Source organism: Solibacillus sp. R5-41, from assembly GCF_002736105.1.
In the GTDB taxonomy this organism is placed as follows: Bacteria; Bacillota; Bacilli; order Bacillales_A; family Planococcaceae; genus Solibacillus.
In genome coordinates this window covers 1,636,912-1,660,605 of record NZ_CP024123.1, presented here as the reverse complement: position 1 = coordinate 1,660,605, position 23,694 = coordinate 1,636,912, and the positions used below count along the sequence as shown (strand labels likewise).

Genomic DNA, 23,694 nt, shown 5'->3' with positions numbered 1-23,694 from the left:
AAAATTCCCCTCTTTGTCTTTAATGTCTCTTTCAAATAAAGCTTCAACAACTTTTGGGTCATCTTTACTTGCTAAAATCAGTGCTTCTTTTATGGTAAGGAAAGCATTATAAAAAGAATAGCTATTAATATGAATTTTTTATATGGGACACTTCAATTTCTGCTGTTTTGTTTTATTCACATCTCATTTAAAAATTATAAGTTCAGAATTAATTTATTGCTATAAATGACCTGTATAGTTTTGTTGTTAAGAATGGGAATTCATGTATTTTTTATGCTTATTTCCCGCGCAATATTTTCTTAATATTCAGTAAATAATTCTTCACTCAGGTTTACTTTTTAATTTCTTTCCACTCTAACAAATTAAGTAGTCCACCTTTATTAAGACAAGAACCATCAAGGACATTAAAGTAATAAACTAATAAAAAGTTCATAGAATATTAATGCATCATACAATTAGTAATTGTGATTAATTACAAAATATAACAAAGGGGAATGGCTATTAGCATTGAAATTATTACTCTTGCACCAACATTATTTCATGTGTATAAAGCGGGAGAGTCGAATCCTAAAAAAGAAAAGCGCATTATTTATGGGCAAGCTACATCAGACGCAAATGGTATAGCAATATTTTACTTTACAGACAATGCATTAGCTAATGGCAATACACTGTTATCAACGATTGACTATGCAGTGTCAAGTGTATATTCTACAAATCCATCGATAAATTTAAGACCGAGAGTACAAATGAGAGAGAAGAATATTAGTGCAAAATATGTCTCTGCTAATATAACAAATATTAGTGGTGTAACAGTATTAGGTATTAGTGTATTAGGTTCCGAAAATCCAGTAAGTGGAGTTACTGTAGATTTTATGGTTCTAGGCAGTTTTAATAATTAAGGGAAAGCGACGAAGAAATTGTAAAATTCGTCACACCTCAACTACACGTGGGTGTAAATACGTTAAATAATGTAGTTACTAAAATGTCTAATAGAATAGGTAATGGATTGTATACACTGGGAATGAAGTAACTGAAACAGATATTGCATATGCTTTTTATTTAGAAACTGATTCAAAATTTATTAATTCTTATGATAAAACTAATTACCACATAGATTGTTTGGAATTTAATTGAAATAGGAAATTGAAAAGTCTAAAATCACCAATAAAAATGCCCTCCAACGGCTATGTGGAGGGCTTTTAATTTTTGTGCACCTTATTAACTTTACTTGGAGAGATTTTTCAAGTACCCCGATATCATTGGAACTGCTACACGTACATCGTTTAACTCGGAATACTTGAGCTCTGCTTCCTCTAAATTAGCGTGGGTAAAACTCTTTATGACTTCAAATTTATCTAAGTCTATATCCGTTATTTCGTCATTATTCGCTCTGTAATATTGTACCTTTACTATAAATTCTTTACGGTCAAGCATTACCATTATGTATTCTGGCAATTCATCAAAAGTCATAAATACGTTAACTTTCATTTGTTCAGCGCTATTCGTAAGCATGCTATCTCCCCTTTTCTACCTAACTTCGACATAATGTACAATACTCCTTCTATAGAGAATCAAAATAGTTCGGCATAGTTTCTTCCAACATAAATCACCCTTGCATTTATCGCTTTCGTCAATTGTTCCACACTATTCAGCTTCTATTTCAAACGTGGTAATCGTATCGATTAAACTGCTAATAGATAACTCAATAGCTATGTATTAGCAAATAATTCTGCTTTCCTATTTATTTGATTATCACTTTCATAGCAAATTTAACTTATATTTTTAATATAATTTTTTTCATAAAAATAGACATAGACCAAGAAAAATCCAGTTTAAAATCATTAATTATTAGTGTAAGACTAAATATTGAAAATTTATTTAACAAACTCTAAAAATCGCAAATGGTTTATGGATGGGTTCAACAATTTACTTTAAAAGTGAGGTGACAAAAAAATTATGAACGAAGTAAATCCCCCAAAAATGGAATATAACGATTGTAGTGATGAAAATAGATTTTATTGGCCCCCTATAAAAGCCATTGAAAAATCCCATATTCCCTCTCCCCCAGTCATTGTACCTGGTGGAACTATTATTCCTACGATTAATAGATATTTTTATATTGCTCCACAAAATATTAGTCTTACAAATGGAGTCACTTTACCGGCGAATCTATTTTCAGATGATAATGGAAATTCAGTAACAGCATTCAAAATTTTTAATCCCAACGGATATGTCAATCTTTATATCAATGCGATGATGCAAGAAGGCAGTATTTATACAGTAACTCCAACTTCCTTAATCTTACCCCCTAATAATGCAACGATTTTTGCTAGAACTCCAATCATTATAGAATCATTGGGATTTACAATGGATTCGGGTTAAAATTTTCGGAAATTACTCTTTTCCAATGAAGGAAGGTGAAAAAAATAGCACTTTCAATTATTAATATTAATGTAAACGTTACTGGAACTTCGACAAGATTTTTTAATGTATTGGCTGCAAACTTAACGGTAGCTGATGGTACTACGATTGCTGCAACTGCTTTTTTAAACGACAGTGGGGCTGCTGCAACTGCTTTTCCGGTAGTAGTAAATGGTTACTACAATTTCTATATTAACGGTGTATTACAAGAGGGTGGTTCTTATACAATTTCTGCAACAGAGTTAACTTTTAACGTTGTTACAGGTACACTTGGAGCTGGAACACCATTAGTAGTAGAAGCTGTAGAATTAATTACACAAACTTAATGCAATTTTTAATTATTCACTAAACTATTCAAACTATAATTCTTAGCTATTACCATGTAAAAAAACAATACCAAATCACAAGTTCAAATAGAAGGTAGCTTTTAGTCTATCTTCTATTTTCGTGCTTAGGTCCAATTTTATCCCAAGTGGACACTTTTTTATTTCATCGAGTTTTACTTCTCTAATATTAGATTAGCCTTTAAGCTGCATACTAAATTAGTTTCCTTTTACTCAACTATTTTTTTTTATCCAAATTCTGTTTTAATTCTTTGTACTTCTCCTCACAAGCCTTAGCAGCATCTCACTAGTATAGACCTCCTTGAGGATTTAATAGGTAATTGATATAGAAAGAGCCCCCATTCTTCAATAGGGGCCCACTAAATTAATTTCTCCCACACATATAATTAAAATAATTTCACTTTTTAAGATAATCATTGTTATTTTCTCTCTGCTCACAGGTGCTATTCATAATATTCTTCTAATGTTAACCCTTGATTATATAATTCAGTGGCTATATTTACACCAACATAACGAATATGCCATGGTTCATATTGGTAACCGGTAATATTTTCTTTGTTCTTTGGAAAGCGAATAATATATCCATATTTATGAGCGTTATCTTCAAGCCATGCTGCCTCTTCTGTATCCGCGAAACAGTCAGCTACTGCACAGGAACCATCGGATCCACTAACGTCAATTGCTAATCCTGATTGATGTTCGCTTGTTCCAGGAACAGCACTATATGTTTTTGCTTTTTCGATTCCATCTCTTTCAACATAATTATTAAATAGGACTGTTTGAGTTTGAGAAGAACGATAGGCTGAAACACCTGCTAGATGAATATTCTGCTGATTCGCCGCATGGAACATTTTTTCAAGATCCTTCGCTGCTTCTTCTCTCATCATTCTTTTTTCTATTTTTTCATTAAATAAAAATGGAACATTTGGATAAACGAGATCTTTCGGTTCATAGCCTTCCGGAAAAGCATTTTGTTTGTTGACAAGTACGGTCATACTTTCAGGATCAGCGACAGTGAGAAACCCCTGTTGTATTTGTTGGTTGTTTTGTTCATTTCCGGAACAACCAGAAACAATTAGAATCATCATGGATAGTGCAATTGTAGTTGTTTTTTTTATCATATTTATATGCCTCTTCTTATATTAGTAGTAAGAGTTCTTTCCGATAGAATTTCCAGTTGATCCGGATAACTGTGGGATCTGTTGGATTTCCTATAGGAGATAGTCACCTTTTGGCTCCTTCACTCTTTTTTATGTTTTACCTGTTTGACCCTGGTATACACGAGGGACCAAAATAAAACTTCCATTTTAACCATTCAAAATAGTATAGCTAACAGGTGCTTACCTGCTTATTTGTGTTATCTAATTTAATACTTGTACGCCTCGTGCATTCGCTACTACGCACGAATCAGCTGTACAAACCACCGGAGAGGAGAGAGTAAATTTACCCATTCACTTTCTTTCAAACTCTTTAATAAACATCCATTTTTTTTGCACAAAAAATGCAAGGTTTATTTGAGTGCGTTTAAAAACATTTTAGATTCTTAGAAGCTCAAGAGTTTCCATTTCCGAAGTTTTTTATGGTTGACATATCACCACTGGGCTTTTCGACCAAATTCTATTATCTGTAAAAAATCAGTGATTTTTTTCTCTGTATTATCTCCCTTTCATCAAGATAGTATTAATTATAAAGAATAATTATTAATAAAAACTTAGGAGATTTCTTAAGATTTAATGAAATTAAAGGGAGGTAATTTATAACAAGGATAATGAGGAAAAACTTTCACCTTCAATGTAAATGCTCAAGAACTACGGACTTTTTTATTAATCTAAAAAACTACATCTTCCCCTATTCATCCAAAACTTTATAAAAACTATTCTTCTTCAACCCCAATAAATCCGCAAACTTACCAAGGGGTGCTGACTATTTATATACGTTATTTGAATACGAGCTTACTTTATTTTGGTATGCCACTACTTTGGAATGATAAAACTTATCTCATATTGGGGAAACTTTTTTATTGTTATCAACTTTTTCTCCCCTTTCACACGTCTAGTAGTTGTATACAATTTGAAAATGTTAAAAAGGAGCTTCTTAGGTCATGAAAACAAGAAATGCATTTCAACATGAAGAAATATTTGTCCAGTTTATTCGCGAACAGAAAGAACGGTTTTATTTGCTCGCGTATAACTATACGAAAAATGAACAGGACGCACTTGATGTTGTACAAGACAGTATTCAAAAAGCAATGCTTTCTCTCGATCGACTAGAAAATGTCGAGTATATGAAAAGCTGGTTTTATAAAATCGTCGTACGTACAGCCATTGATTTTTTACGTAAGCATAAACGCTTACAGGTGACAGACGATGATACATTGCAATGTTTAACACCTGCACAAGAGGATGTCTACGAAAACGTTGATTTAGAGCATGCATTAGACGAGTTACCTCAAATGTATCGTGAAGTTGTCATTTTACACTATTTTGAAGATTTAAAGCTCGATGATGTAGCTAATATCCTTAACATTAAGTTGAGTACAGCCAAATCTCGCCTTTATAAAGCGTTAAAACTCTTAAAAATTCAATTGCAAGATGTGAAAGGAGAAACAGCACATGGATAAAAAATTAAAAGAATTAGAAAAGCAGTATAATGAGGTACCCATCCCTAAAGAGCTTGATTTTGTAGTGGAAAAAGCACTAAAACAAGGCACAAAGAAAAGAAAAAACCAAGCACCACTATGGTTACTTGGATCTGCAGCGGCGGCTATACTTTTTACAGCTAGTTTAAATGCCAGTCCAGCAATGGCACAAAAACTTTCAGAAATCCCTGTTGTTGGTAGCATCGTCAAAGTTTTAACATGGACTGAATATGAAGTAAAAGAAGACACATATGATGCTAGTATTAAAGTACCTTCTATTGAAAACCTAGAAAATAAAGAACTTGCAAATACTTTAAATGAAAAATACCGTTCAGAAGGTAAGGAGCTTTATGATGCCTTTATTTCTGAGGTTGATTATATAAAGGGACTTGGAGGTGGTCACGCAGGGATAGATAGCGGTTATGAAATCAAAACAGATAATGACCAAATCCTATCCATTGGCCGTTATACTGTCAATACCGTTGGATCGTCTTCTACAACTATGAACTACGATACAATTGATAAACAAAATGAAATTTTAATTACACTACCGATGTTATTTAAAGACGGTAATTATATTAAAACTATCAGCGAAAACATTATTGAACAAATGCGTGAACAAGCTGCATCCGACTCAGATAAAAAGTACTGGGTAAAAGGTGGAGGTCTTCCTGATGAAGAAGTAATAGATGGATTTACAACTATTAATGCTGAACAACAATTCTATATTTCTGATAAAGGTAAACTTGTTATTTCCTTCGATAAATACGAAGTAGCACAAGGCTATATGGGTATAGTAGAATTCGAAATCCCAACCGATGTCCTAAAAAATGATCTTGTAAGTTCTGAATATATTCATTAATCATTTTGCTAAAAAGCATAGTCCCAAAATACGAGGGATTTGGCAATTAAATTGTCAAATCCCTCGCTTTTTTATTTATGAAATACTTCTTTGATTCTTCCCGTTCTAAATCTAAGGAATATTAGCCTATTTAAAAAGTTCATTATCCAGTTAAAGAACCAAATTATAAAGCCAAGAATGTTGATTTAATTGCTTCATGGCTTTGTGTTATTATCAATAATTCACTATAGAGTACTTTTCTGACAGCCTATTTCTTTCTTCAACTAATTCGAATGGAATAGTAATGATAGCATTGTTTTCAATTGTGTTGAGATTCGCTGTAACAGACTCTATCACTTTAAATTGACTGGTTGTTGTTGTGTAACACAGTGAATCATACCACCATCTTTATAAAGTTCCCTTACATCAATACCAATTACCTTACGATTAGGGTATAGTTTTTGGATTGTATCGTTTGCTATTTTGTCATGAGGATCATTATAATTTGGAACTAATACAACCGTATTCCCAATATAAAAATTTACATATGAACCTTTATATTTTAAATTTTTTCCATTATCCAAAATAACATTATTTTTACTGATTGGTAAATACACATACTGATAAGGCTTGTCAAAGGCATTCTTTGCATTCATTAATTTTCTAATATCCTTATTGGAAAGACCCCATTCTTCTAAATCATCTTTTTTCATTGTAATGATTGAAGTCTTATCATGAAATCTTGCAAAACCATCAATATGAAAATCTGTAATATCTAGATTCGGCACGCCATCTAACCAAATAAAGTTAATAGCACCCAGATTCTCTTTCATATACTCCTCGATTTCTGATTCTGACAATTTAGGGTTTCGATTTTTATTCGTAACTGCACTACGTGTCGATAAAAGAGTGCCATTACCATCTAGTTCAAATGCTCCCCCTTCAAGTACTACACTATTTAGATTAATTCTTTCCATACCTAACTGCTTGCTAAGAACACTTGGTATCAATGCATCTTTTTTGTATGGCGTTTTCTTACCCCATCCATTAAATCCCCAATCCATGAGTTTCAGATTGTTTTCTTTATCATATACAAAAATTGGTGCTGTATCTCTTGCCCATACATCGTCAGTAGGAACAATATAAAAATCAATTTTGTCCATATTTATGTCCTCATCAAACAGAAGATCATTAATATAGTTCATTTCATATTCATCATATGCGATAATATGAACATTTTCTCCTTCACTAAGGGCAGCTGTCATCTCGATCCAAATTGGTTCAACCTTTTCTTCATAGCCTTTACCGTATGTAAAGGAATGAGGCCATTGTAACCACGTACCTTCATGTTTGCTGCTTTCATCGGGCATTGTGTATTTACCTACATGCTGTTTTTCCACGAATTGACTCCCCTCAGTTTTACTGGGATTACACCCCCCCATTATGATTCCGGCCGTTAATACAGCCCCTGTGCAAAGTACAATTATCTTTTTCATATCCAAGATCTCCTTAAGTTGTGATAGCTTTCTCTTGGAAGTAGAATAAGCTTTGACATAGTGTCAAGGTCAAGCAATTATTGCGTTGTTTTTTTGATGATGGGAAGGCTAATTTGCGTCACATACTCCTCTACATGACAGTCACATTCTGAACCTTTCAAGTAAGTTTCAAAAGGCGGACCATCCATGCAGTAGCCGTTGCTTTCTGTCCACTCTTCAAGTGCCAGATGTGCGTATCCGATATAGTCATAACTTCCGATATGCAAGGTAGTAGCAACAATCTTTTGGGGGAGTTTTTTTATATTCCATTCCCTTGATATTTTTTCGTCACTTATATTTATGATCGGAATTATTAATTCAATATCGCAGTGATTAGGGGTATATTCTTCATCGAAAAAAATGACAGTCGGAACACCAAGTAACTGAATATTACTCTCTTTTGCCTTATCGTAAAAGGAATCAATGTGCTCGTCCATGTCATCAATATTTATATGCAATCTTTGACTTACGACTCTAATCTCGTTTCGCATTCCATGCAAAATATCATACGATTTTTTTTCTCCATGTATTAAATCCTCATTTTTTTCGATCATCTCATGCATTTCTGTAATAATCTGTCTATATCGACTCATCTCTTTTGATATTTCATTTATTTTCGCGTGTACCATTCCGATAAAAAATGTCCTATCCGACGACTGGAGGATCGTTTTAATTTCTGGCAGGGAAAATCTATATTCTTTCAATTTCTTGATAAGTAATGCTGTTTCTAATTGACTCTTCTCATAATATCTGTACCCGTTTGTTGTATCTACATGTACGGGCTTCAAGAGTTCTTCCTTGTCATAATGTCGTAACATGCGAGCACTCATTTTGCAAAGTTGTGAAAATCTGCTGATTGTGTACATTTTTCTCCTTTACTTATTGTGATGTTTTTTAGGGCAAAATAGGTAGTATATCTTCTTGAGCTTATGATATCAATAGCCTTTCGCAAAAAGCAAGGTAAGCTTCTGGAAGAGCGTAATCCTTCTTGTACTAACGCACACCGTTAGCCATCCGTGTAGCGCAAAACCCGCGCTACACCATAGAGAATGAAAATTGATTAGGGACTGTCAATTCGATGAACTATGGTTCCATAGAGCACATCCGTTAGTTAGAATTTCGGGGTTATTCCAAATGTCATTAAGAATAATTTAGGGATTAACCCTTTTTTTATCTCCTTATTGAACGGTATAGGACACTCTCTGTATGCTTTGTTTCCACAGTTAAACGAAGATTTTGAACTATCCTGCCCCGATAGTTCAATAACTAAAATCATTTAAGAATATTGGAACGTTAAAAACTCACTAAACGTGTATTTACTTTAACAGTGAGTAAACATCCGTATCATATGGTTTATCATTTTGATACATATACTTTTTTAGCGTACCTTCCTTTGTAAAACCTAATTTTATTAATACCTGACTCGAAGCTTTATTTTCAACAAAAACAACTGCACCTATACGTTCTAATCCAAGTTCTTGAAACCCATACGAAATCACTTTATCAACAGCTTCACTAGCATATCCATTACCCCATTTTTCTGGAAAAATTGCATAGCTTATGTTCGCTCTTTTATGTTCCAAAGACCACTCCTGCAATCCAATTGTTCCAATAATAGTACCTGTTTCTTTGAGTTCAATACCCCATTTCATTCCATTTTTTTCTTTGAATTGTTCTGCGAAATTTTTAATAATTTGTTTTACCTGCTCTATACTTGTTAGAGGTTTCTGTCCGTAATAACGTAATACATCATCATTCGAAAAACACTTTAAGATATTTTGAGCATCATTTTCAACTAATTCCTTTAATACTAATCGTTTCGTTTCAAGCACAGGAAACATTCTACCACTCCTTAAATAATCATTAAAAATTTATTATGTTTATGTATATATCCTAATATTAAAGTCCGCTTTCTTATTGAACTATTCTGCTGCGTTAGTTCAATATGAAAAAAGAGCTGCATAAGCAACTCAATGATCTTCAAGTAAAGCCTCCGTTAGTTGAACAAGCAATCTATCTATACTCTTTAATTCCACATTCAAAAGCCTGTCTATCGTTATTATCAATCCCTTGCAATGCTTCTTGTAAAGCAAATGTGCTTTTATAAAACTTAACTCGTTCAGATATTGCATCACCGTTAGGATATAGGTTAATACACATATCCAAAAAATCTTCACCATAGCTGGAGAGTATTCCAGCAAAGTCATAGGCCGGATCACCTAGACCAGAACCCCCAAAATCTATTATCCCTGAAATCATACTTGTTTCTGGATTCCATAAGATGTTCGATGCTCCGAAATCTCCGTGTATTAGTGTTATTTCTAAATTTGAGAATGCTTCCCCTTTTAGAAACATTTCAAAAGATTGTGATATTTCCATTTGGGCGTCTTTTCTGATAAAAGGAAATAATTTATTTTGAATCTTATCATACAGGTTAAACATCTCTTCACTAGGATTACGAACCTTTAGATTCAAATCTCGACTTGCTTTTTCTCCTGAAATAGAATGGAGTTCTACAAGAAAAGAAACAAGTTGTTTTGCCAACCCTTTAACCAATTCAACACTCTTTATATCAGTTAAACTTTCCTTCCACAAAGGAACACCATCTATTAGATTATAGCCAGTGAAGACCTTACCTGGTTCTAACTCTTCAAAAGACTGATAAATTGGATTCGGAATAAGAGTGGAGACTAAACCTTTAATGTATTTCAAAATTTCCGTCTCTCTTCTTAATTGAGTTATTCCATTTCTATATTTTGGGAATCTAAAAACCAAAGATTTGTTTACAATTAACACATCATTATTCTGCCCAATTTCATTAGGATAAGAGTCTTCAATGGAAAGGTCAGGATAAAAAGATTGAATATTTTCAATAAAGTTGTTATTCATTTAGTAATACCCCCTTTTGTTCTCTTTCTATGGTGTGTAAAAATTGACAAACATTAATCCCTATAAAAAATAGTTTTTTATTATTTCGACAAAACTACTTTTATTCCCTTTTTATAAAACCTTCTTGAACTAAATTGCTCCATTAATTCAATAAAGAAATAGGCTATGTTATAGGAAAAAGTTGATTTATAACGTTAAGGAATCCGCTATATGCAAGATTTTATTCAAAATATGATCCAATTTCTTTTGAACAGCATTGAAAGCTTTGTTGTATCTAAGTTCAAACGATAGTGCATGAAAAGGTGTATTTGAATAAAATACAGAAAAACACTTAATACATTGGTATGACAACGTTTTAAGTGTTTTATTTCGTCCCAAGACTTTGATTTGGGAACGTTATTTAAAATGAATCACAATAGATATTTTATTTATCATATTCAAATGCATTCTCATAGCGGTGTTGAAGTGACCACTAAAGGTTAACTTTTTAGTTATGCACCTAATTGGCGGGCTTGTTGTTTTGTTTATAGAATTTCTCTTTAGTACTGAAACTCTGTATTTAACAAACCATATACCCACATATCTTTACATTTTCCAGTAACAACACTATGACATTCAACTGTCTTAAATAACCTTCTTCTTTGAAGTTGAATTTTTTTATTATCTCCTTTGAAGTAACATTTTCAGCACTTGGGGGGCATTTTTATTCATATATCAGGCTAGATGTTTGAGGAAAAAGAAACGGCTGAAGATCTTGTGTTACAAGGGTCTCAGCCGTTTCTTTTCCAGGATGGATGTTGGGTGCTAAAATAGTGTTTTGATTTTTATTTTATAACTAGTTTGACCATTTACATTTCATTAACCTGATTCATAACCTAGTTTAGATTGGAGTTACATCCTAATCATGAAATACTTAAATTCTTTAATTTCACGCCTTCTCATAGCCTTTGAAAAAGTCCCACTTATGACTAATACCCAATTTTACCTGTTGGGTATAATGTAGTACCTCCAATTGAAACTTTTATTTCATTAGATAATGGAACATTGTATTCATCAATAATTGTTCTCCACCAATCCCATGCAAGACCCGTACATTCTCTTGCATAAATTCTTATATTTTTTGAATTAGGCGGAATTGGTATTACTGTAGAGAAATGAGCTGTTTTGTCTTTCCAGCTTCCATCCCAAGTTTTATGGGATAGTACTTCTTTTCCATTCTCATCATATGAAAATTCATCCCAGGTTACTTCAAATTGAGCAACATATGCACCATAATGATCAAGGATGATGCTGCCTTTAGAATATTCTGTAGCTGTCGTCTCGATATAATCTGTATTGTTATGAACAGCAGCAATCGAATTGTCCTTTAAGAAAACACTTGTATATGATATAGGGTATGCTGGATTTTTAAGACTAAATTCTGCATTATCTTTAATTATTTTTCTAATATCATTAAAGTCTTTTGAGACAACCTGGTTATGCGCTTGTGAATCTCCACCTAATACTACAGCAGTAAAGGAACTTTCTTCAAAAATATCTTTGTACTGTCCACTAGTTTCTACATTAGTATTGATATCCTTCAGTAAGGCTTTAAAAGCAGCTTGTACATCCTTGCTCTTAGAGCTTGTTTCTAATTTCACATAAATTGTTCTGCCATAAGCTACATTTGACACCATAACCGGAGGGGCATCATTACTTACTCCTTTACGTGTTAACTCTTCAAAATGAACACTGTCATCAAATAGGTCTGAAGGATTGTTAGGTAGTTCTGCACTTACGGTATAAAATATTTGTTTATACGCCGCAACCATCACTTTTTTCTCTCCATTTGCAATCGCATTAAAGTCAATCCCCAGTGAATTGTCAAGAACATTGGCGTTAACATTCAGAGTGCTTGCTATCTGAGATTTGCTATAAACCATAGATTCTGAATATTGTAGTCTTGCAGGTAAAGTATGGGTTGTTGAATATTTTTCACTCCAAGTAGATACTAACTCATCTACTGCCCCAGACACATTACCATATGTTGGATTATCTACTGTGATAGTATTTTCTCTTTTCATTCCGGGTAAATCTATGCTAATATTTAGCGGTTTTCTTTTGGCCACCAATAAACTAGGTTGATTGTCTGCAAAAGCTTGGTTTGCAAGTTGTAATGCTCCTGGATATGCACGATTCGCCATAGAATCGATAATTGAAATATCCACCGGTGAAGTTGTAAGTGATTTTTTGTTACGTTCAACCACTATAAATTTATCATTTGAGTTTATACCTTCTTTTGGAACAAAACTATCAATCTTATCACCATTCACTGCTAAAACTTCTCTGTTATTATAGTTCAAGTTTGCTATACCAGTATCAATGTCATTAGATTTGCTTGTTTCGCTAGCTAAATTAGTATCAAGTGTTTCAGCAAAGGAAATAATCGGATAATTTATAATGCATAAACAAACAGATAAACTCACTAAAAATTTCATTACTTTAAAATAATTTCGAATTCCCAAAAAAATCACTCCTTTTCTAGGAAATTATACCACAAAAACATTTTATTCAAATATAGTAGTTTAGTTGTGTGTTTGGTTCACTATAGTGCGAACAAGTAGTGAATATAGCATATTGGACTTATCAATTTTAATTACTCTAGTCGTAATGGTTGCTTTTTGGTCTTCTAATTTCCGTAATATATCATCTAATTTCTGGTTAATTATCTGGCTTTGTTTACCTGAATTTATTAACCGTTTAAAAACTAGAAATACAAAAGCAATAAATAAAATCATAAACAATAAATATATTAAAGTTCCTATAACATCACCAATATTCACCTCAGCCATAGATAAAGCCCCCATTAAATCATTCTCGCTTTTATATGGATAATTTTAACACACTTAATTTCACCAATTAATATATTGAACTAAACTGCTTCGTTAGATTAATAAGGATTCTTGCGTTTAGTTTACTTTAACTCATGTGAATGTCTGTTCCATATTGACGCAATTTTAGTTTCCTTGCGATAGATTGGGATGCGAAATTATCCCACGAAGTGCTATAAAGAGCAATTCTTCCTTGTTTTTGTACCTCTGCTGCCCAAGCATTTGTAACATCGATCCCGAATGCTCTTCCACGATAATCTTCATGTGTGAATACACTTGCTTCATCTGCTTTAGTAGTCTTTCTTGCACTACAACAAATCGAAACTGGAATATTGTTTTCCACAATTACAAAACATGGTTGTTTATACTCAAAATCCTCAAATGTATATGGAAAATAAGGTTTTAAAAGTTCTTTGTTTTCATGTGTTACTTGTATTGCTTTTGTATGAACCTTGTCTCTTACATCAGGAAATACATAGGCTGGTCCAATCCATAAATTATTTAATTGACGATCCATACTTAAAACATTGATTATTTCACCTAGATTAGTGCCAGAGTTTGTGCCTATAACCGGTTTTAACTTCTCAACAAGACTTGCATCCAGTGCATTTGAATACCTTACTACACTTCCCAAGTTGGTAACACCAATGAAAATTCTCGGTGCATCATCGTATGGTGGTTCATTTACGACTTTTATACGATTTTCAGTATCGTGTTTAAATAACACATTCACATGATGTTCCATCAATTCTAAATTAGTTACCATTTATATACCTCCGTAATTTTAACGTACCAATCAATGCACCGTTTATATTGAATTGTTTTTTTAAATAAAAATAATAATTATTACAACTGTTGTTAAATTCTTTATAATTTCTATATTTTTCACTCATAAGTTCTATTCCCTTAAGATTTTTCGAATCTTTTAAACTTTAAACATTTTGCGTAGTTAGTTCAACCATAAAAAAAGAGCTGCATATGCAACTCAATGATCCTCAAATAAAGGCCCAGTTAATTGAAAAAGCTATATTTGTTATTAATCCATTTCAAAGTTTTTAGAAATCCCTATTTTCTTCATGTTCTTTATGAACGTCCCATCATACGCATGTCTAGCTGTTCAAGCACAAACGGCCATGCCTGTTCGTGCTTGTTCATTGATTCCTCATCTGGAAAACCTGCGTGCGTAAGACGTAGGCGGGTGCCATTGTCGGAAGGTTCAAGTTCAACTGTAACAACCGTCTCAGCTCCTTTTGTTCCCCCAGCTCCAGTAACCCACGTAATTTCGACGAGGCGGTCCTGCTCCAGCCTTAGAAACCGTCCGTAATGAGGTGAACGCTGTTCTTCACTATGAGTTTCAAGTTTATACCTTGTCTCAAAAAAGAAGACCGTGTTAACTTCTCCCTCCATTATTACAGTTCCAGGAGCTGCAAACCAACGATCAAACTGCTTCGTCCAGGCTTGGAACAGTACATCGGACGGTGCATCCATTATGCGCTCAACCATCAAATTAAATGGTCTTGTTGAAAGGTTAGGTATAGTAGTAATAGGTTTCATTATTAAGTCCTCCATCTTTATTTTGAATTGAACGTACGATTATCAATGTCTCCAAATAGATACTTATTGAAAGTAATTAATAAATAATTGAAAAAAACCAAACATATTCGGTAAAATAAAGATCAAAAATAACCCTGTAAACGAGAAGGTAATAAATCTTTTTCTATCTATACCAACTCTTAATTCCCAGAGTCCCAGACATACTAAATACAAACCTAACAGCATACTAATCATTGGTAATATTACTAAATAAATATTCATTTCATTTTCTCCTTTTAATGATTACGTTTCATATGTATCTCTTTGAACTGACATAGTCCCTTTACTTTAATACGTCTGGCATGAATAGAAGTTTCCTTTTAAGAAAACATTTAAAATTAACAAAAATCGTAAACTAAACTGCTGCGTTAGTTGAAGAAAAAATGCACCCAAGCAAAGTTTGTGTGCATTATTAGGTTTATTTATGTATGCGTTATAAATCCTTGTTGCACTAATATGTAGTGTTACTGTCTCTTTTCAACAAATAACAAAATCAGTGTTGCCAATGGACCTGCTATAAGGGAAAGTAAAAACCAATTTAACCCTGTTCTATTCTTCCCTTGTGCAATTGCAGCATTTATCAAGGCCAATGTACCCCAACCTACGAAATATTGGTTATCCATCTTCTGTCCCCCTATTACATTTAATCATACTGCTCCGTTAGTTGAATAAAGCACCCAAGCGTCATTTGGAATAAGGAATTTCTAATTAAAAAGCTTCTTTAACTGACCATCCTAAATATTCACCTTTATATTTTTTTGAATATAAAGACATAAGCTCAGTTTGATAATCAATCAGTGCCAAAGCCTCTGTTTTTGTTACTTTAATATTTGTACACTCGCTATTTTTATTATCGATAGCAATATTAAACCCTGTTTCACCTATCTCGTTGATACATTCTTCTGCCCATTCATTTGGTATGGCAAGAGCATGAGTAATGTGACATGTATTGTCCTGAGATAAGTTAATTTTAGTTTCTTTTACTTTTAGTCTGTTTTCTTTAAGCCTCTTTTCTTTTTCCTCGGTAGTTTCATAATAATTATATAAACCTTCTTCAAAAGCGCCGTCTATTGCAATACGGTTATAGTCTAAAATCCACTTACTAAACTTATGGTATAAGGGCACAAGAGTATCTTTATTTAAGCCAAAAACATCACATCCGCGGTCGTCATACATACGAAATATTATGTCCTTGTCAGTACTAATAAAGTACACAGATTGTCCAATAGAAGGTTCTCTTCCTTGTTCATAATTCCCTATACCTTCAAGTATTTCCTGGTGGGGTACAGACTTTAATGGTGAGTATACAAATCTCACTTTGTATTCATTCTTAACTTCTATTGTTTGACCCGTTACCTCATCATAATCCTCATCTATATCGAAGAAAGTTTCCTGTTCTATATTTTGTTTACTTAATAAATCATACAGGTATTCTGGAGTGTTATTTCCAAACATAATATCCTCTGTTACATCCCAATCTTTTATATAAAGATAAATAAAATCATCCAGCTTGAACACTTCTTCGAACAATGTGGTAACTCTTGTAACAACCTGATTAATTCTTTCTTCTGTTCCATTTTTATATGGGGCTCCTAGTTCGAACCTTAGATGCAAATCGCTTGTTAAGTTAGGAAAATTATTTTCTATGTACTTCAATATTTTTTCCTTCATTGGAATTCCTCCTATAAATAAATCTTCTGTATAATCTCCTGTCCGCTTGTAAATTCGTTATCTCCTTATAGATTCCTTACTGAATTAACCTGCTTCGTTAGTTCAATAAGAATCAAACTGTAGGTTTAATATAAATCCTTTATTTTTTATATCTTTTGTACAAAAATACAAATATGACCATAATGAATGTAGTAATTATTGAGTATCTTAAAATCAAAAATAAAAAATCTGAATAAGAAGTTTCTTCTATTGAACTCATCCCATTGAAATCTGTTGTATATCTCGTTCTTTGTATCAATACTATCAACAATAAGAAAGCAGTAATAAATGAATATATAGCAGTTTTTACTAAAGTTCTTTCCACGCTGATTCTCCTTATATTTTCATTGTTTATTTTACCACAAAAACCCAAATTCTTATAATGTTAAACTGCCCCGTTAGTTCAATAAGAAAAAAAGAGCTGCTTAATCAACTCAATGATCTTCAAGTAAAGCCCACATTCTTTTAAGAACGAAATTTTATAAGTCACCAAATTATACTTTAATTTTAAGTTAGCGAATTACATACTCATAAATTTCCCCATTGGCTGTTATTACGGCTTTCAATGATTTATCATCTTTTTCGATACCTGCTGGAACAGAGGTTAAAAAATGAACTACTCTAGTCTGCAATTGTTCAATAATCGAGTTGCTTATTGTAGTGAATTGATTCTCCCCAACCTGCTCAAACCTACTAAATAAATTAAATTTTTCTCTTTCATCATAGATGATTTCAATATTCATAAAATTATCTACCTCTGATAACTCAGTGGGTGATATGTTTCTTACGGTTACTAAAATATCTAACCAAATTTCACCTCCATTACCATTAAATATATAACTAGAAGTAGGTCCTGAATTTAATGGATTAATTAGAAAGCGTCACGTTTTTCAATTATGTTTATACAAACAAAAAGAGCATTAATCCAATATTAGATTAACGCTTTTGCCCATCTAAGATATCCTAAAATCCAACACCACTTATAGAACTAACCGTGCCGTTAGTTGAAGTGAAAATGCACTCAAAACGTGGTTTGGGAAAGTTTGCCTGTACAGTTACCAATCTTGCATTTGGGAAAGTTATTTATTTTCGACGTGTATAACAATACAATTGAAATGTTAATGATTGCATAACATTTTGCATACAAAAAACGAACTCCTTAAAAAGTCCGCTTGTGTTAGAAAATTATTTGACTTCAAGTTTTAAAACATCAATATACTGTTTGGCTTCTATTAATGAGAGTCCTAATGTTTCTCTCACTCTTTTTACCGCCTTGACATCATTGCCTTCTTTTAAGAGTTGTCGTAATTCGTTATTTATGCTTTCAGGTACATGAACTTGTTTGGATATCTGTTCCAACGTATATTCCAAACCTTTCACACGACTATTAAGTTTATTGACAGTAGAGAATAAATAAAGACAAATAAATAATATCAAAATATTAACTATATAAAATTCCATGAAAATCCCTCCTTTAAGACTATTATTACATTTACGAATTGAATTACAAAATGTTCCATCTTTTTTATAGATAAAACATAAACCTTCCCAAAGCGTCATTAGGGAATATAACAATCATTAGCAGCCAAAATAACCTCCTCATTCAATTGAATGGGGGAGTATTCCATAACTTTCATTTGGGAACATTTTTAGGTATATATGTGTATATTTTATTGGACAATTTTTTTGGGGTTGTTTAATTTATATGAGTGAATAAAATTTACTGCGTACTTCACTAAAAATAATCCTGACGGGACCCCGATTTGGGAACGTTTATTAGGTTTATTTTGAATACTTTATAAATCCTTGTTCACTAAAACCTCCGTTAGTTTAATAAGAAAACAATTAAATTCTTTATCTTTTTTCTAAACTTCTTATATAATTTGAAACGCAAACTTTAAACCGATAGGGATAGTTAACCAAAGCAGCGAGTTGCTTAATAAAATTTTAAAATATGAAGTATTTTCTAATTTGTTTTTAGAAACGAATCTCCACATTAATAGTGCCCCAATAGCCCAGATTGGTAAGATTAAAAAGAATTCTGGTGTTAAATTAGCAGCGTCACCTATTGCCCCTTCTGCAAAAAAACAAGCAATAAATAATGCAACAAAACCACTAGATGTAATACTACCCTTAACTAAAAATGATTTCATTTTGAACCCCTCATTTCTCTTTGTTTATATAAAATACTTTATTCCATCGATTGTATTACATCCAACTAACAAGATTGAACAAAATACAATTCCTGAAATTATAGCTTTTTTCATCACTTCTAAATTCCCCTTTTAAAAATAAATTGCTTATTTCACAACAATTCCCCATACGTAATCTTGACGGTATATATTGGTAAAAGTTCCAAATTTAATAACGTTAAACTAACCTGCCCGTTAGTTTAAGTACATTTCTTAACACTCTTTTGTAGCTTTGAAATAAAATTTGATTAAAAGAATGCTGCAAACGTTGATTTACGTTATAAAAACCCCACCGTTTTGAAAAAAAGATCTAAACGGTGGGGTTTTATTGATTTAATATCGTGTTTTTTATAAAAAAGATTGAACAAAATTTTTAACAAAGTTATCATATATATTCTCTAAATGATTCGTATCATTTATAAAGTGAATCACCTTTTCCTTATCAGTAAGTTCAATTAAACTAATCCCTGTATCTCCGATTTTAAAATAATAATCCATGTTGATTTGGCACTTGGAAAAAAGCACGTAACAAAGCCCCCGTTTGTTTAAGTGAAACTCATCTCAAAGTTACAATTTAATTTGTGTTAACACTCACCATGTGCTTGAAATTTCTTAAGCACACGAAGACTGTAAAAGCTATACTAATTAGTCCACTTACTAAAGTAATCCAGAAAAAAATTCTTCCGCCTATTGTTGTTGAATTAAAAATAAAACCACTTAGTAATATCATAATACAACCTATTAATCCCAAAAAACCAATAGCCCATTTAGGCTTATATTTTACAAAATAATAACCAACTACACTCAAAATGTAGAATACACTAACCATCATAATAGCAGGAAATAGTGGTTGAAATTTAGCTGCATAAACAAAATAATCAAGTTGACTAATATCTCGACCATTCGTAATCTCAATGTTAAATAATTTGGTAAACGGTGTTGAATACTTCCATTCCCACGAATTTTCTATAATGGCACTTCCTTCATACCAAGCTATTAATGTTGATACCACTAAAGTAAAGATTCCAACGATAAGTTGTAATACATACTTAAACAATTTTCGTCCTCCTAATAAATTCTATTTATTACCGAGACGGCATTAATTTCCTTTTGTTCCAAAATCGATTATTTTGTTGCCGTTGAGTTTAAATAGCTTTATTAATCTTCAACTATCCTGCTGCGTTAGTTGAATATGAAAAAAAGTCGTTTAAGCAGCTCGGATCCCGTTAGGTAAGTTTTTACCGATAAAAAATTGATTACCTAATTCAAGAAATCATCTTTTTAAATTTTTCAGAGGTAACTAATTATTATGTCGTTTGTTAACTTCAATCGTAATGAACTCCGGCAAATAGCTGGGAGTACATCCTTTTGCTACTATTTCATCTTTGTAAAGACCCGTTTTCTCACCAAGTTTAATACAACGTGCACGATTCTTTTCATCATAAACGCCTATCCAGCCTGCGGTGAAATTCATAGCCCATTGAACTTCCGGTTCTTCCTGCGTAATATTAGCTTCTAATGCAGATAGCAAGTCTGCAGTGTTATCAGGCGGTGTTTGTCCAGTCCATCTCAATCGCCCTTGATAATACCAGAAAGCTCGCCTTTGAAGAGCAAAAGGACTATTTTCCCATGACTCCATCAATGCAATCTTCTTCTTGTCTTTGGTGAGCTGATTAGCCATTAACCAATCCATTAAATTATTTCGCTCATCAAAAGTGTGAGTCTGCATATCCTTATCAAGCTTATTTAGCACATCATGTGAAAGAAGTTTTTTCTCCATAATTAAGATTGCTAATAATCTGGGCAAAAACTCTTCGGTTGACCAAAGTTCCATAGCTAGTTCGTGATCTTTTTTAATGTCCTTCGCGATTTTTCGTAAGTCGCCTAGCTTAGTTTTACTATTGATCTGAGGTAGAATGTTTTCTGCTTTTGAAGAGCGTTTTATTTCTGTATCTTTTTTTTCATCCATTTTATACAACTCCTTTATTAAAGCACTGTTTCATAATATGTCCTTGACGGGATATATCAAGAACTTAATTTCGTTATAAGTCTTATTGAAGTGATGTGCCTCCAAAGTTTACCTTTTTTAATATTGTAGCAAATATCGTATTAAAACTTTCTCCACCTATAATAGAAAAGCAACCATCTTTAATAAAATAATAACATTTACTTCCTTTTAATTGGATACGAAAAGAGCATTCCTTTTTAAAGAAACACCCCCGTTAGTTATACATAAAGACTTACACATTAGTATCAAAATGAGAAAGAGAATCATTAAGCTTATGTACATTAACTATTCAACTTAACCCCTTGTTCAACTAAACTTCTCCGTTAGTTCAATAAGAAAAAAGAGCTGCATAGGCAACTCAATATTTCTCTAGTAAAGCATCCCGTTAGTTGAACACTACTTCAATTTAATTAAACATAATGCCATCAACCGCAACGAATAAAATGTATAACGAAATGCATAAACAGATAGTACCCCACAATAAATTCTGAGTTCTTTTATATTCTCGTAAACCCATTGTAAATAACGTTACACTTAGAAGTATTAACATCAATGGTAGTAAGTTGTAGTTTTCCGTGGCCTTACCGTAAATACCAATTAATATAACAAGGACTGCAATAAGAAAAGAAATTGAAATAACATTAAAATGTCAAATTTTTTTGCTTCCATTTTTATACCTCCCACTGATAATCTGTCACTTTCAAAAGATACCTAATTAAACTAAACTGCTTCGTTAGTTTAAGTGAAAATATTCAAATCTTTTTTTACCTCAACAAAATCTAATCCCTTAATGTGGAGGGACATATTTTTTCACTGTAAAGTACTATCTCACTTTTTAAGTTATTTATTCCGGGACGATACCTAGTAATCTTCTACCCATTAACCATATTGCCAGACCAGTTGCCCACAAGATCAGTGCAGAGCCAAAGCCTACCACAGACATAAATGCATTTATTTGATGTTCCCCTAGTGTGACCTTCGCAGGCACAAACAGTAATGTAATAATAGCGAGTAAACAAAGGAGTGCACCTGTAAAATAATAGAGTCTAACTTGAAATAGAGGGGCCAATGGGATAAAATGAACACCGACAATAATAGCTATTAAGACAGGTATAAGTTCAGTGTGACGAGTAGCGTTACAGACAGCAATCGTAATTGCTATAGCCAAACCCTCTGCCGCGAAAATAATGTTAAACCAAAACCTTATACGCTTCCCACGCCTAAAATCAGTTTTTGAAACTTGTTCCGTTAATTCTCGCGATGCACGTAATAATGAAACACCGCCGATGAACAGAGCTATACCTATGGTAACAGTAGCAACTAACAACAATGGAACTCCCCAGCCTTGCAATCCCATAATTCCTGTGTACGCCCACAAAGTACCGAAAAACGCCATGAAAAATACACCAGATGCCGTTCCGTGTACTGCGGATCTAGGATTAGTTCTTGATGTTTGTGTCACAAATAAAAACCTCCTTTTAACCTAAGTATTTGTTCATTGCAACCGCATATCAACTTACCTTAGTATAAGAAAGTTTATTCGTGAAAATATCCGATATACCTTTTTATATTTATATTCAGGTGGGCAAATTACTGAACCATTTTGCCCCTTTACCTCTATTTGCCTTATTCACTATGTGACCCGATTGTTGTACAAAGATCAACCAGGACTCTTCCACTAAACTGCCCCGTTAGTTTAAGTGCAGTTCTTCACAATCTTTATAGTGATATTAACATAAACATCCAATGAAAATTCATCTCTCGACTAAGAAGACTCTAGAAGGGAGATATTTTTTTCAATCTAATACAAATTATCGAACTTTATTATAAATTATCAATCTTAATTAAAGGCTACAAAAAAATATATACCGAAAAAAAGTCAGGTAAAGATTTTTCTCGTTTAGTTTATCGTGAAATGAGATCCAAAATGCGGTTCGGTGATCTGTTAGTTATCTATGATTTAGGCCGTTTTGGGCGTAATAAGCAAGAAATACTAAATGAGTGGAAGCGAATAACTGATGATGAAATTGATATTGTGGTTGTAAATTTGCCGATCCTTGATACACGGAAATATTAAGGATTGAAAGGGATCTGACAACAGGTAACGGATTTAGTTTTATATCTGCTTTCCTGGATGATCGTAATCGATTAAAACAATGAAGCGTGAGGGCATTTCTATTGCGAAAGAACGATGGGCTTTCAAAGGGAAGCGAAGAAAATATCATGCTGAAGCAAAGAGGAAGAATCCTTTAGTTTATAAAGAGGCTGTTCGCCTTTTAAAAGAAAAAGAATCAGTAATGAATATTCATTGTGAAACTGTCCTTACTAGGAACACTATTTACATGATAAAAAAAGAATTGAATGATAAATAAAAATTAATGAAATATAGATTGCCAAGAAGTCTGCTCGGCTAATTGTATGCGAATAGTTACACTTAACCTTTTGGCGGCTAAGTGCAATTACAGTTCCCCAAAAAAGGGAAAGCACCAAAAACCCATGTTAATAAAGGATTTGAAGCGCTTTTCAGTTGGTTCAAATTTATTCTATCTGAACCTTGATACGTCCAAGGAGGGATTCGTTCATTTCACATTTTGAACACAAAATATCTATGATAGAACTTTTCAAAATCTTATTCACTGCCCTATTTCCACTA

At 32.8% G+C, this 23,694-nt stretch carries 26 protein-coding genes and 1 pseudogene; 7 read left to right on the top strand and 20 right to left on the bottom strand.

Features of this window, described 5'->3' with window-relative positions:
- Nucleotides 1–494: 494 nt before the first annotated feature.
- A complete protein-coding gene (locus CSE16_RS07755) occupies nucleotides 495–899 on the top strand; it encodes a hypothetical protein (RefSeq protein WP_253896201.1) in 405 nt (134 codons plus the stop codon).
- A gap of 325 nt (nucleotides 900–1,224) precedes the next feature.
- Here the strand turns inward: CSE16_RS07755 and CSE16_RS07750 are convergent, their stop codons facing one another.
- Complete coding sequence (locus tag CSE16_RS07750) at nucleotides 1,225–1,512, bottom strand: trypsin (RefSeq protein ID WP_099423372.1); 288 nt, start codon at nucleotides 1,510–1,512, stop codon at nucleotides 1,225–1,227.
- A 444-nt stretch (nucleotides 1,513–1,956) separates the two neighbouring features.
- Between CSE16_RS07750 and CSE16_RS07745 the strand changes: the two genes are divergently transcribed.
- Entirely contained in the window at nucleotides 1,957–2,382 is a 426-nt protein-coding gene (locus tag CSE16_RS07745) for a DUF4183 domain-containing protein (RefSeq protein ID WP_099423371.1), read from the top strand.
- Between the two features lie 35 nt (nucleotides 2,383–2,417).
- Nucleotides 2,418–2,747, top strand: a complete 330-nt coding sequence (locus CSE16_RS07740; protein WP_253896200.1) for a DUF4183 domain-containing protein — start codon at nucleotides 2,418–2,420, stop codon at nucleotides 2,745–2,747.
- 461 nt (nucleotides 2,748–3,208) lie between these two features.
- On the opposite strand, the gene CSE16_RS07735 is transcribed toward CSE16_RS07740, so the two are convergent.
- Nucleotides 3,209–3,886 carry a M15 family metallopeptidase gene (locus tag CSE16_RS07735; RefSeq protein ID WP_099423370.1) on the bottom strand — a complete coding sequence of 226 codons (678 nt, stop codon included), beginning with the start codon at nucleotides 3,884–3,886 and terminating at the stop codon, nucleotides 3,209–3,211.
- A gap of 980 nt (nucleotides 3,887–4,866) precedes the next feature.
- Between CSE16_RS07735 and CSE16_RS07730 the strand changes: the two genes are divergently transcribed.
- Nucleotides 4,867–5,385, top strand: a complete 519-nt coding sequence (locus tag CSE16_RS07730) for an RNA polymerase sigma factor SigV (protein ID WP_099423369.1) — start codon at nucleotides 4,867–4,869, stop codon at nucleotides 5,383–5,385.
- Nucleotides 5,378–6,265 (top strand): anti-sigma-V factor RsiV, encoded by an 888-nt coding sequence (locus CSE16_RS07725; protein WP_099423368.1) that lies wholly within the window; start codon nucleotides 5,378–5,380, stop codon nucleotides 6,263–6,265. Before CSE16_RS07730 ends, CSE16_RS07725 begins: the two co-directional genes overlap by 8 nt.
- 332 nt (nucleotides 6,266–6,597) lie before the next feature.
- Here the strand turns inward: CSE16_RS07725 and CSE16_RS07720 are convergent, their stop codons facing one another.
- The 18 genes and pseudogenes from CSE16_RS07720 to CSE16_RS07635 form a co-directional block, all read right to left on the bottom strand.
- The gene (locus tag CSE16_RS07720) at nucleotides 6,598–7,740 is read right to left on the bottom strand and encodes an agmatine deiminase family protein (protein WP_099423367.1); all 1,143 of its coding nucleotides are present in this window, start codon (nucleotides 7,738–7,740) and stop codon (nucleotides 6,598–6,600) included.
- A gap of 77 nt (nucleotides 7,741–7,817) precedes the next feature.
- The gene (locus CSE16_RS07715) at nucleotides 7,818–8,645 is read right to left on the bottom strand and encodes a MerR family transcriptional regulator (RefSeq protein ID WP_099423366.1); all 828 of its coding nucleotides are present in this window, start codon (nucleotides 8,643–8,645) and stop codon (nucleotides 7,818–7,820) included.
- Nucleotides 8,646–9,095: 450 nt separating this feature from the next.
- The gene (locus CSE16_RS07710; protein WP_099423365.1) at nucleotides 9,096–9,620 is read right to left on the bottom strand and encodes a GNAT family N-acetyltransferase; all 525 of its coding nucleotides are present in this window, start codon (nucleotides 9,618–9,620) and stop codon (nucleotides 9,096–9,098) included.
- Nucleotides 9,621–9,792: 172 nt separating this feature from the next.
- Nucleotides 9,793–10,668 carry a phosphotransferase family protein gene (locus tag CSE16_RS07705; protein ID WP_099423364.1) on the bottom strand — a complete coding sequence of 292 codons (876 nt, stop codon included), beginning with the start codon at nucleotides 10,666–10,668 and terminating at the stop codon, nucleotides 9,793–9,795.
- 968 nt (nucleotides 10,669–11,636) lie between these two features.
- On the bottom strand, nucleotides 11,637–13,145 hold the full coding sequence (locus CSE16_RS07700) for a thiol-activated cytolysin family protein (RefSeq protein ID WP_371514642.1): 1,509 nt from the start codon (nucleotides 13,143–13,145) through the stop codon (nucleotides 11,637–11,639).
- A gap of 87 nt (nucleotides 13,146–13,232) precedes the next feature.
- Nucleotides 13,233–13,499 (bottom strand): DUF4083 family protein, encoded by a 267-nt coding sequence (locus CSE16_RS07695; protein WP_099423362.1) that lies wholly within the window; start codon nucleotides 13,497–13,499, stop codon nucleotides 13,233–13,235.
- Nucleotides 13,500–13,626: 127 nt separating this feature from the next.
- Nucleotides 13,627–14,304 (bottom strand): GNAT family N-acetyltransferase, encoded by a 678-nt coding sequence (locus CSE16_RS07690; protein ID WP_099423361.1) that lies wholly within the window; start codon nucleotides 14,302–14,304, stop codon nucleotides 13,627–13,629.
- A 317-nt stretch (nucleotides 14,305–14,621) separates the two neighbouring features.
- The gene (locus CSE16_RS07685) at nucleotides 14,622–15,092 is read right to left on the bottom strand and encodes an SRPBCC family protein (protein ID WP_371514576.1); all 471 of its coding nucleotides are present in this window, start codon (nucleotides 15,090–15,092) and stop codon (nucleotides 14,622–14,624) included.
- 503 nt (nucleotides 15,093–15,595) lie between these two features.
- On the bottom strand, nucleotides 15,596–15,754 hold the full coding sequence (locus CSE16_RS21530) for a hypothetical protein (protein ID WP_172954363.1): 159 nt from the start codon (nucleotides 15,752–15,754) through the stop codon (nucleotides 15,596–15,598).
- Nucleotides 15,755–15,839: 85 nt separating this feature from the next.
- Nucleotides 15,840–16,802 carry a DUF3885 domain-containing protein gene (locus CSE16_RS07675; RefSeq protein ID WP_099423358.1) on the bottom strand — a complete coding sequence of 321 codons (963 nt, stop codon included), beginning with the start codon at nucleotides 16,800–16,802 and terminating at the stop codon, nucleotides 15,840–15,842.
- A 551-nt stretch (nucleotides 16,803–17,353) separates the two neighbouring features.
- Nucleotides 17,354–17,584, bottom strand: coding sequence for a hypothetical protein (locus CSE16_RS07670; protein WP_099423357.1), 231 nt, complete (start codon nucleotides 17,582–17,584; stop codon nucleotides 17,354–17,356).
- A gap of 442 nt (nucleotides 17,585–18,026) precedes the next feature.
- Nucleotides 18,027–18,302 carry a hypothetical protein gene (locus CSE16_RS07665; RefSeq protein WP_099423356.1) on the bottom strand — a complete coding sequence of 92 codons (276 nt, stop codon included), beginning with the start codon at nucleotides 18,300–18,302 and terminating at the stop codon, nucleotides 18,027–18,029.
- Between the two features lie 413 nt (nucleotides 18,303–18,715).
- The gene (locus CSE16_RS07660; RefSeq protein WP_099423355.1) at nucleotides 18,716–18,994 is read right to left on the bottom strand and encodes a hypothetical protein; all 279 of its coding nucleotides are present in this window, start codon (nucleotides 18,992–18,994) and stop codon (nucleotides 18,716–18,718) included.
- 387 nt (nucleotides 18,995–19,381) lie between these two features.
- A pseudogene (locus CSE16_RS07655) lies at nucleotides 19,382–19,568 on the bottom strand (hypothetical protein); the annotation flags it as partial.
- 39 nt (nucleotides 19,569–19,607) lie between these two features.
- A complete protein-coding gene (locus CSE16_RS07650) occupies nucleotides 19,608–20,090 on the bottom strand; it encodes a YjdJ family protein (protein WP_099423354.1) in 483 nt (160 codons plus the stop codon).
- A gap of 243 nt (nucleotides 20,091–20,333) precedes the next feature.
- On the bottom strand, nucleotides 20,334–21,002 hold the full coding sequence (locus CSE16_RS07645; protein WP_099423353.1) for a DNA alkylation repair protein: 669 nt from the start codon (nucleotides 21,000–21,002) through the stop codon (nucleotides 20,334–20,336).
- Nucleotides 21,003–21,447: 445 nt separating this feature from the next.
- Nucleotides 21,448–21,591 carry a DUF3953 domain-containing protein gene (locus CSE16_RS22150; protein WP_099423352.1) on the bottom strand — a complete coding sequence of 48 codons (144 nt, stop codon included), beginning with the start codon at nucleotides 21,589–21,591 and terminating at the stop codon, nucleotides 21,448–21,450.
- Between the two features lie 294 nt (nucleotides 21,592–21,885).
- Nucleotides 21,886–22,503, bottom strand: a complete 618-nt coding sequence (locus CSE16_RS07635; RefSeq protein ID WP_099423351.1) for a hypothetical protein — start codon at nucleotides 22,501–22,503, stop codon at nucleotides 21,886–21,888.
- 327 nt (nucleotides 22,504–22,830) lie between these two features.
- Between CSE16_RS07635 and CSE16_RS21785 the strand changes: the two genes are divergently transcribed.
- Nucleotides 22,831–23,118: a recombinase family protein gene (locus CSE16_RS21785; RefSeq protein ID WP_371514641.1), complete on the top strand. Its 288-nt coding sequence runs from the start codon at nucleotides 22,831–22,833 to the stop codon at nucleotides 23,116–23,118.
- 79 nt (nucleotides 23,119–23,197) lie between these two features.
- Complete coding sequence (locus CSE16_RS21780) at nucleotides 23,198–23,413, top strand: recombinase family protein (protein ID WP_253896199.1); 216 nt, start codon at nucleotides 23,198–23,200, stop codon at nucleotides 23,411–23,413.
- The last annotated feature ends 281 nt before the right edge of the window (nucleotides 23,414–23,694 follow it).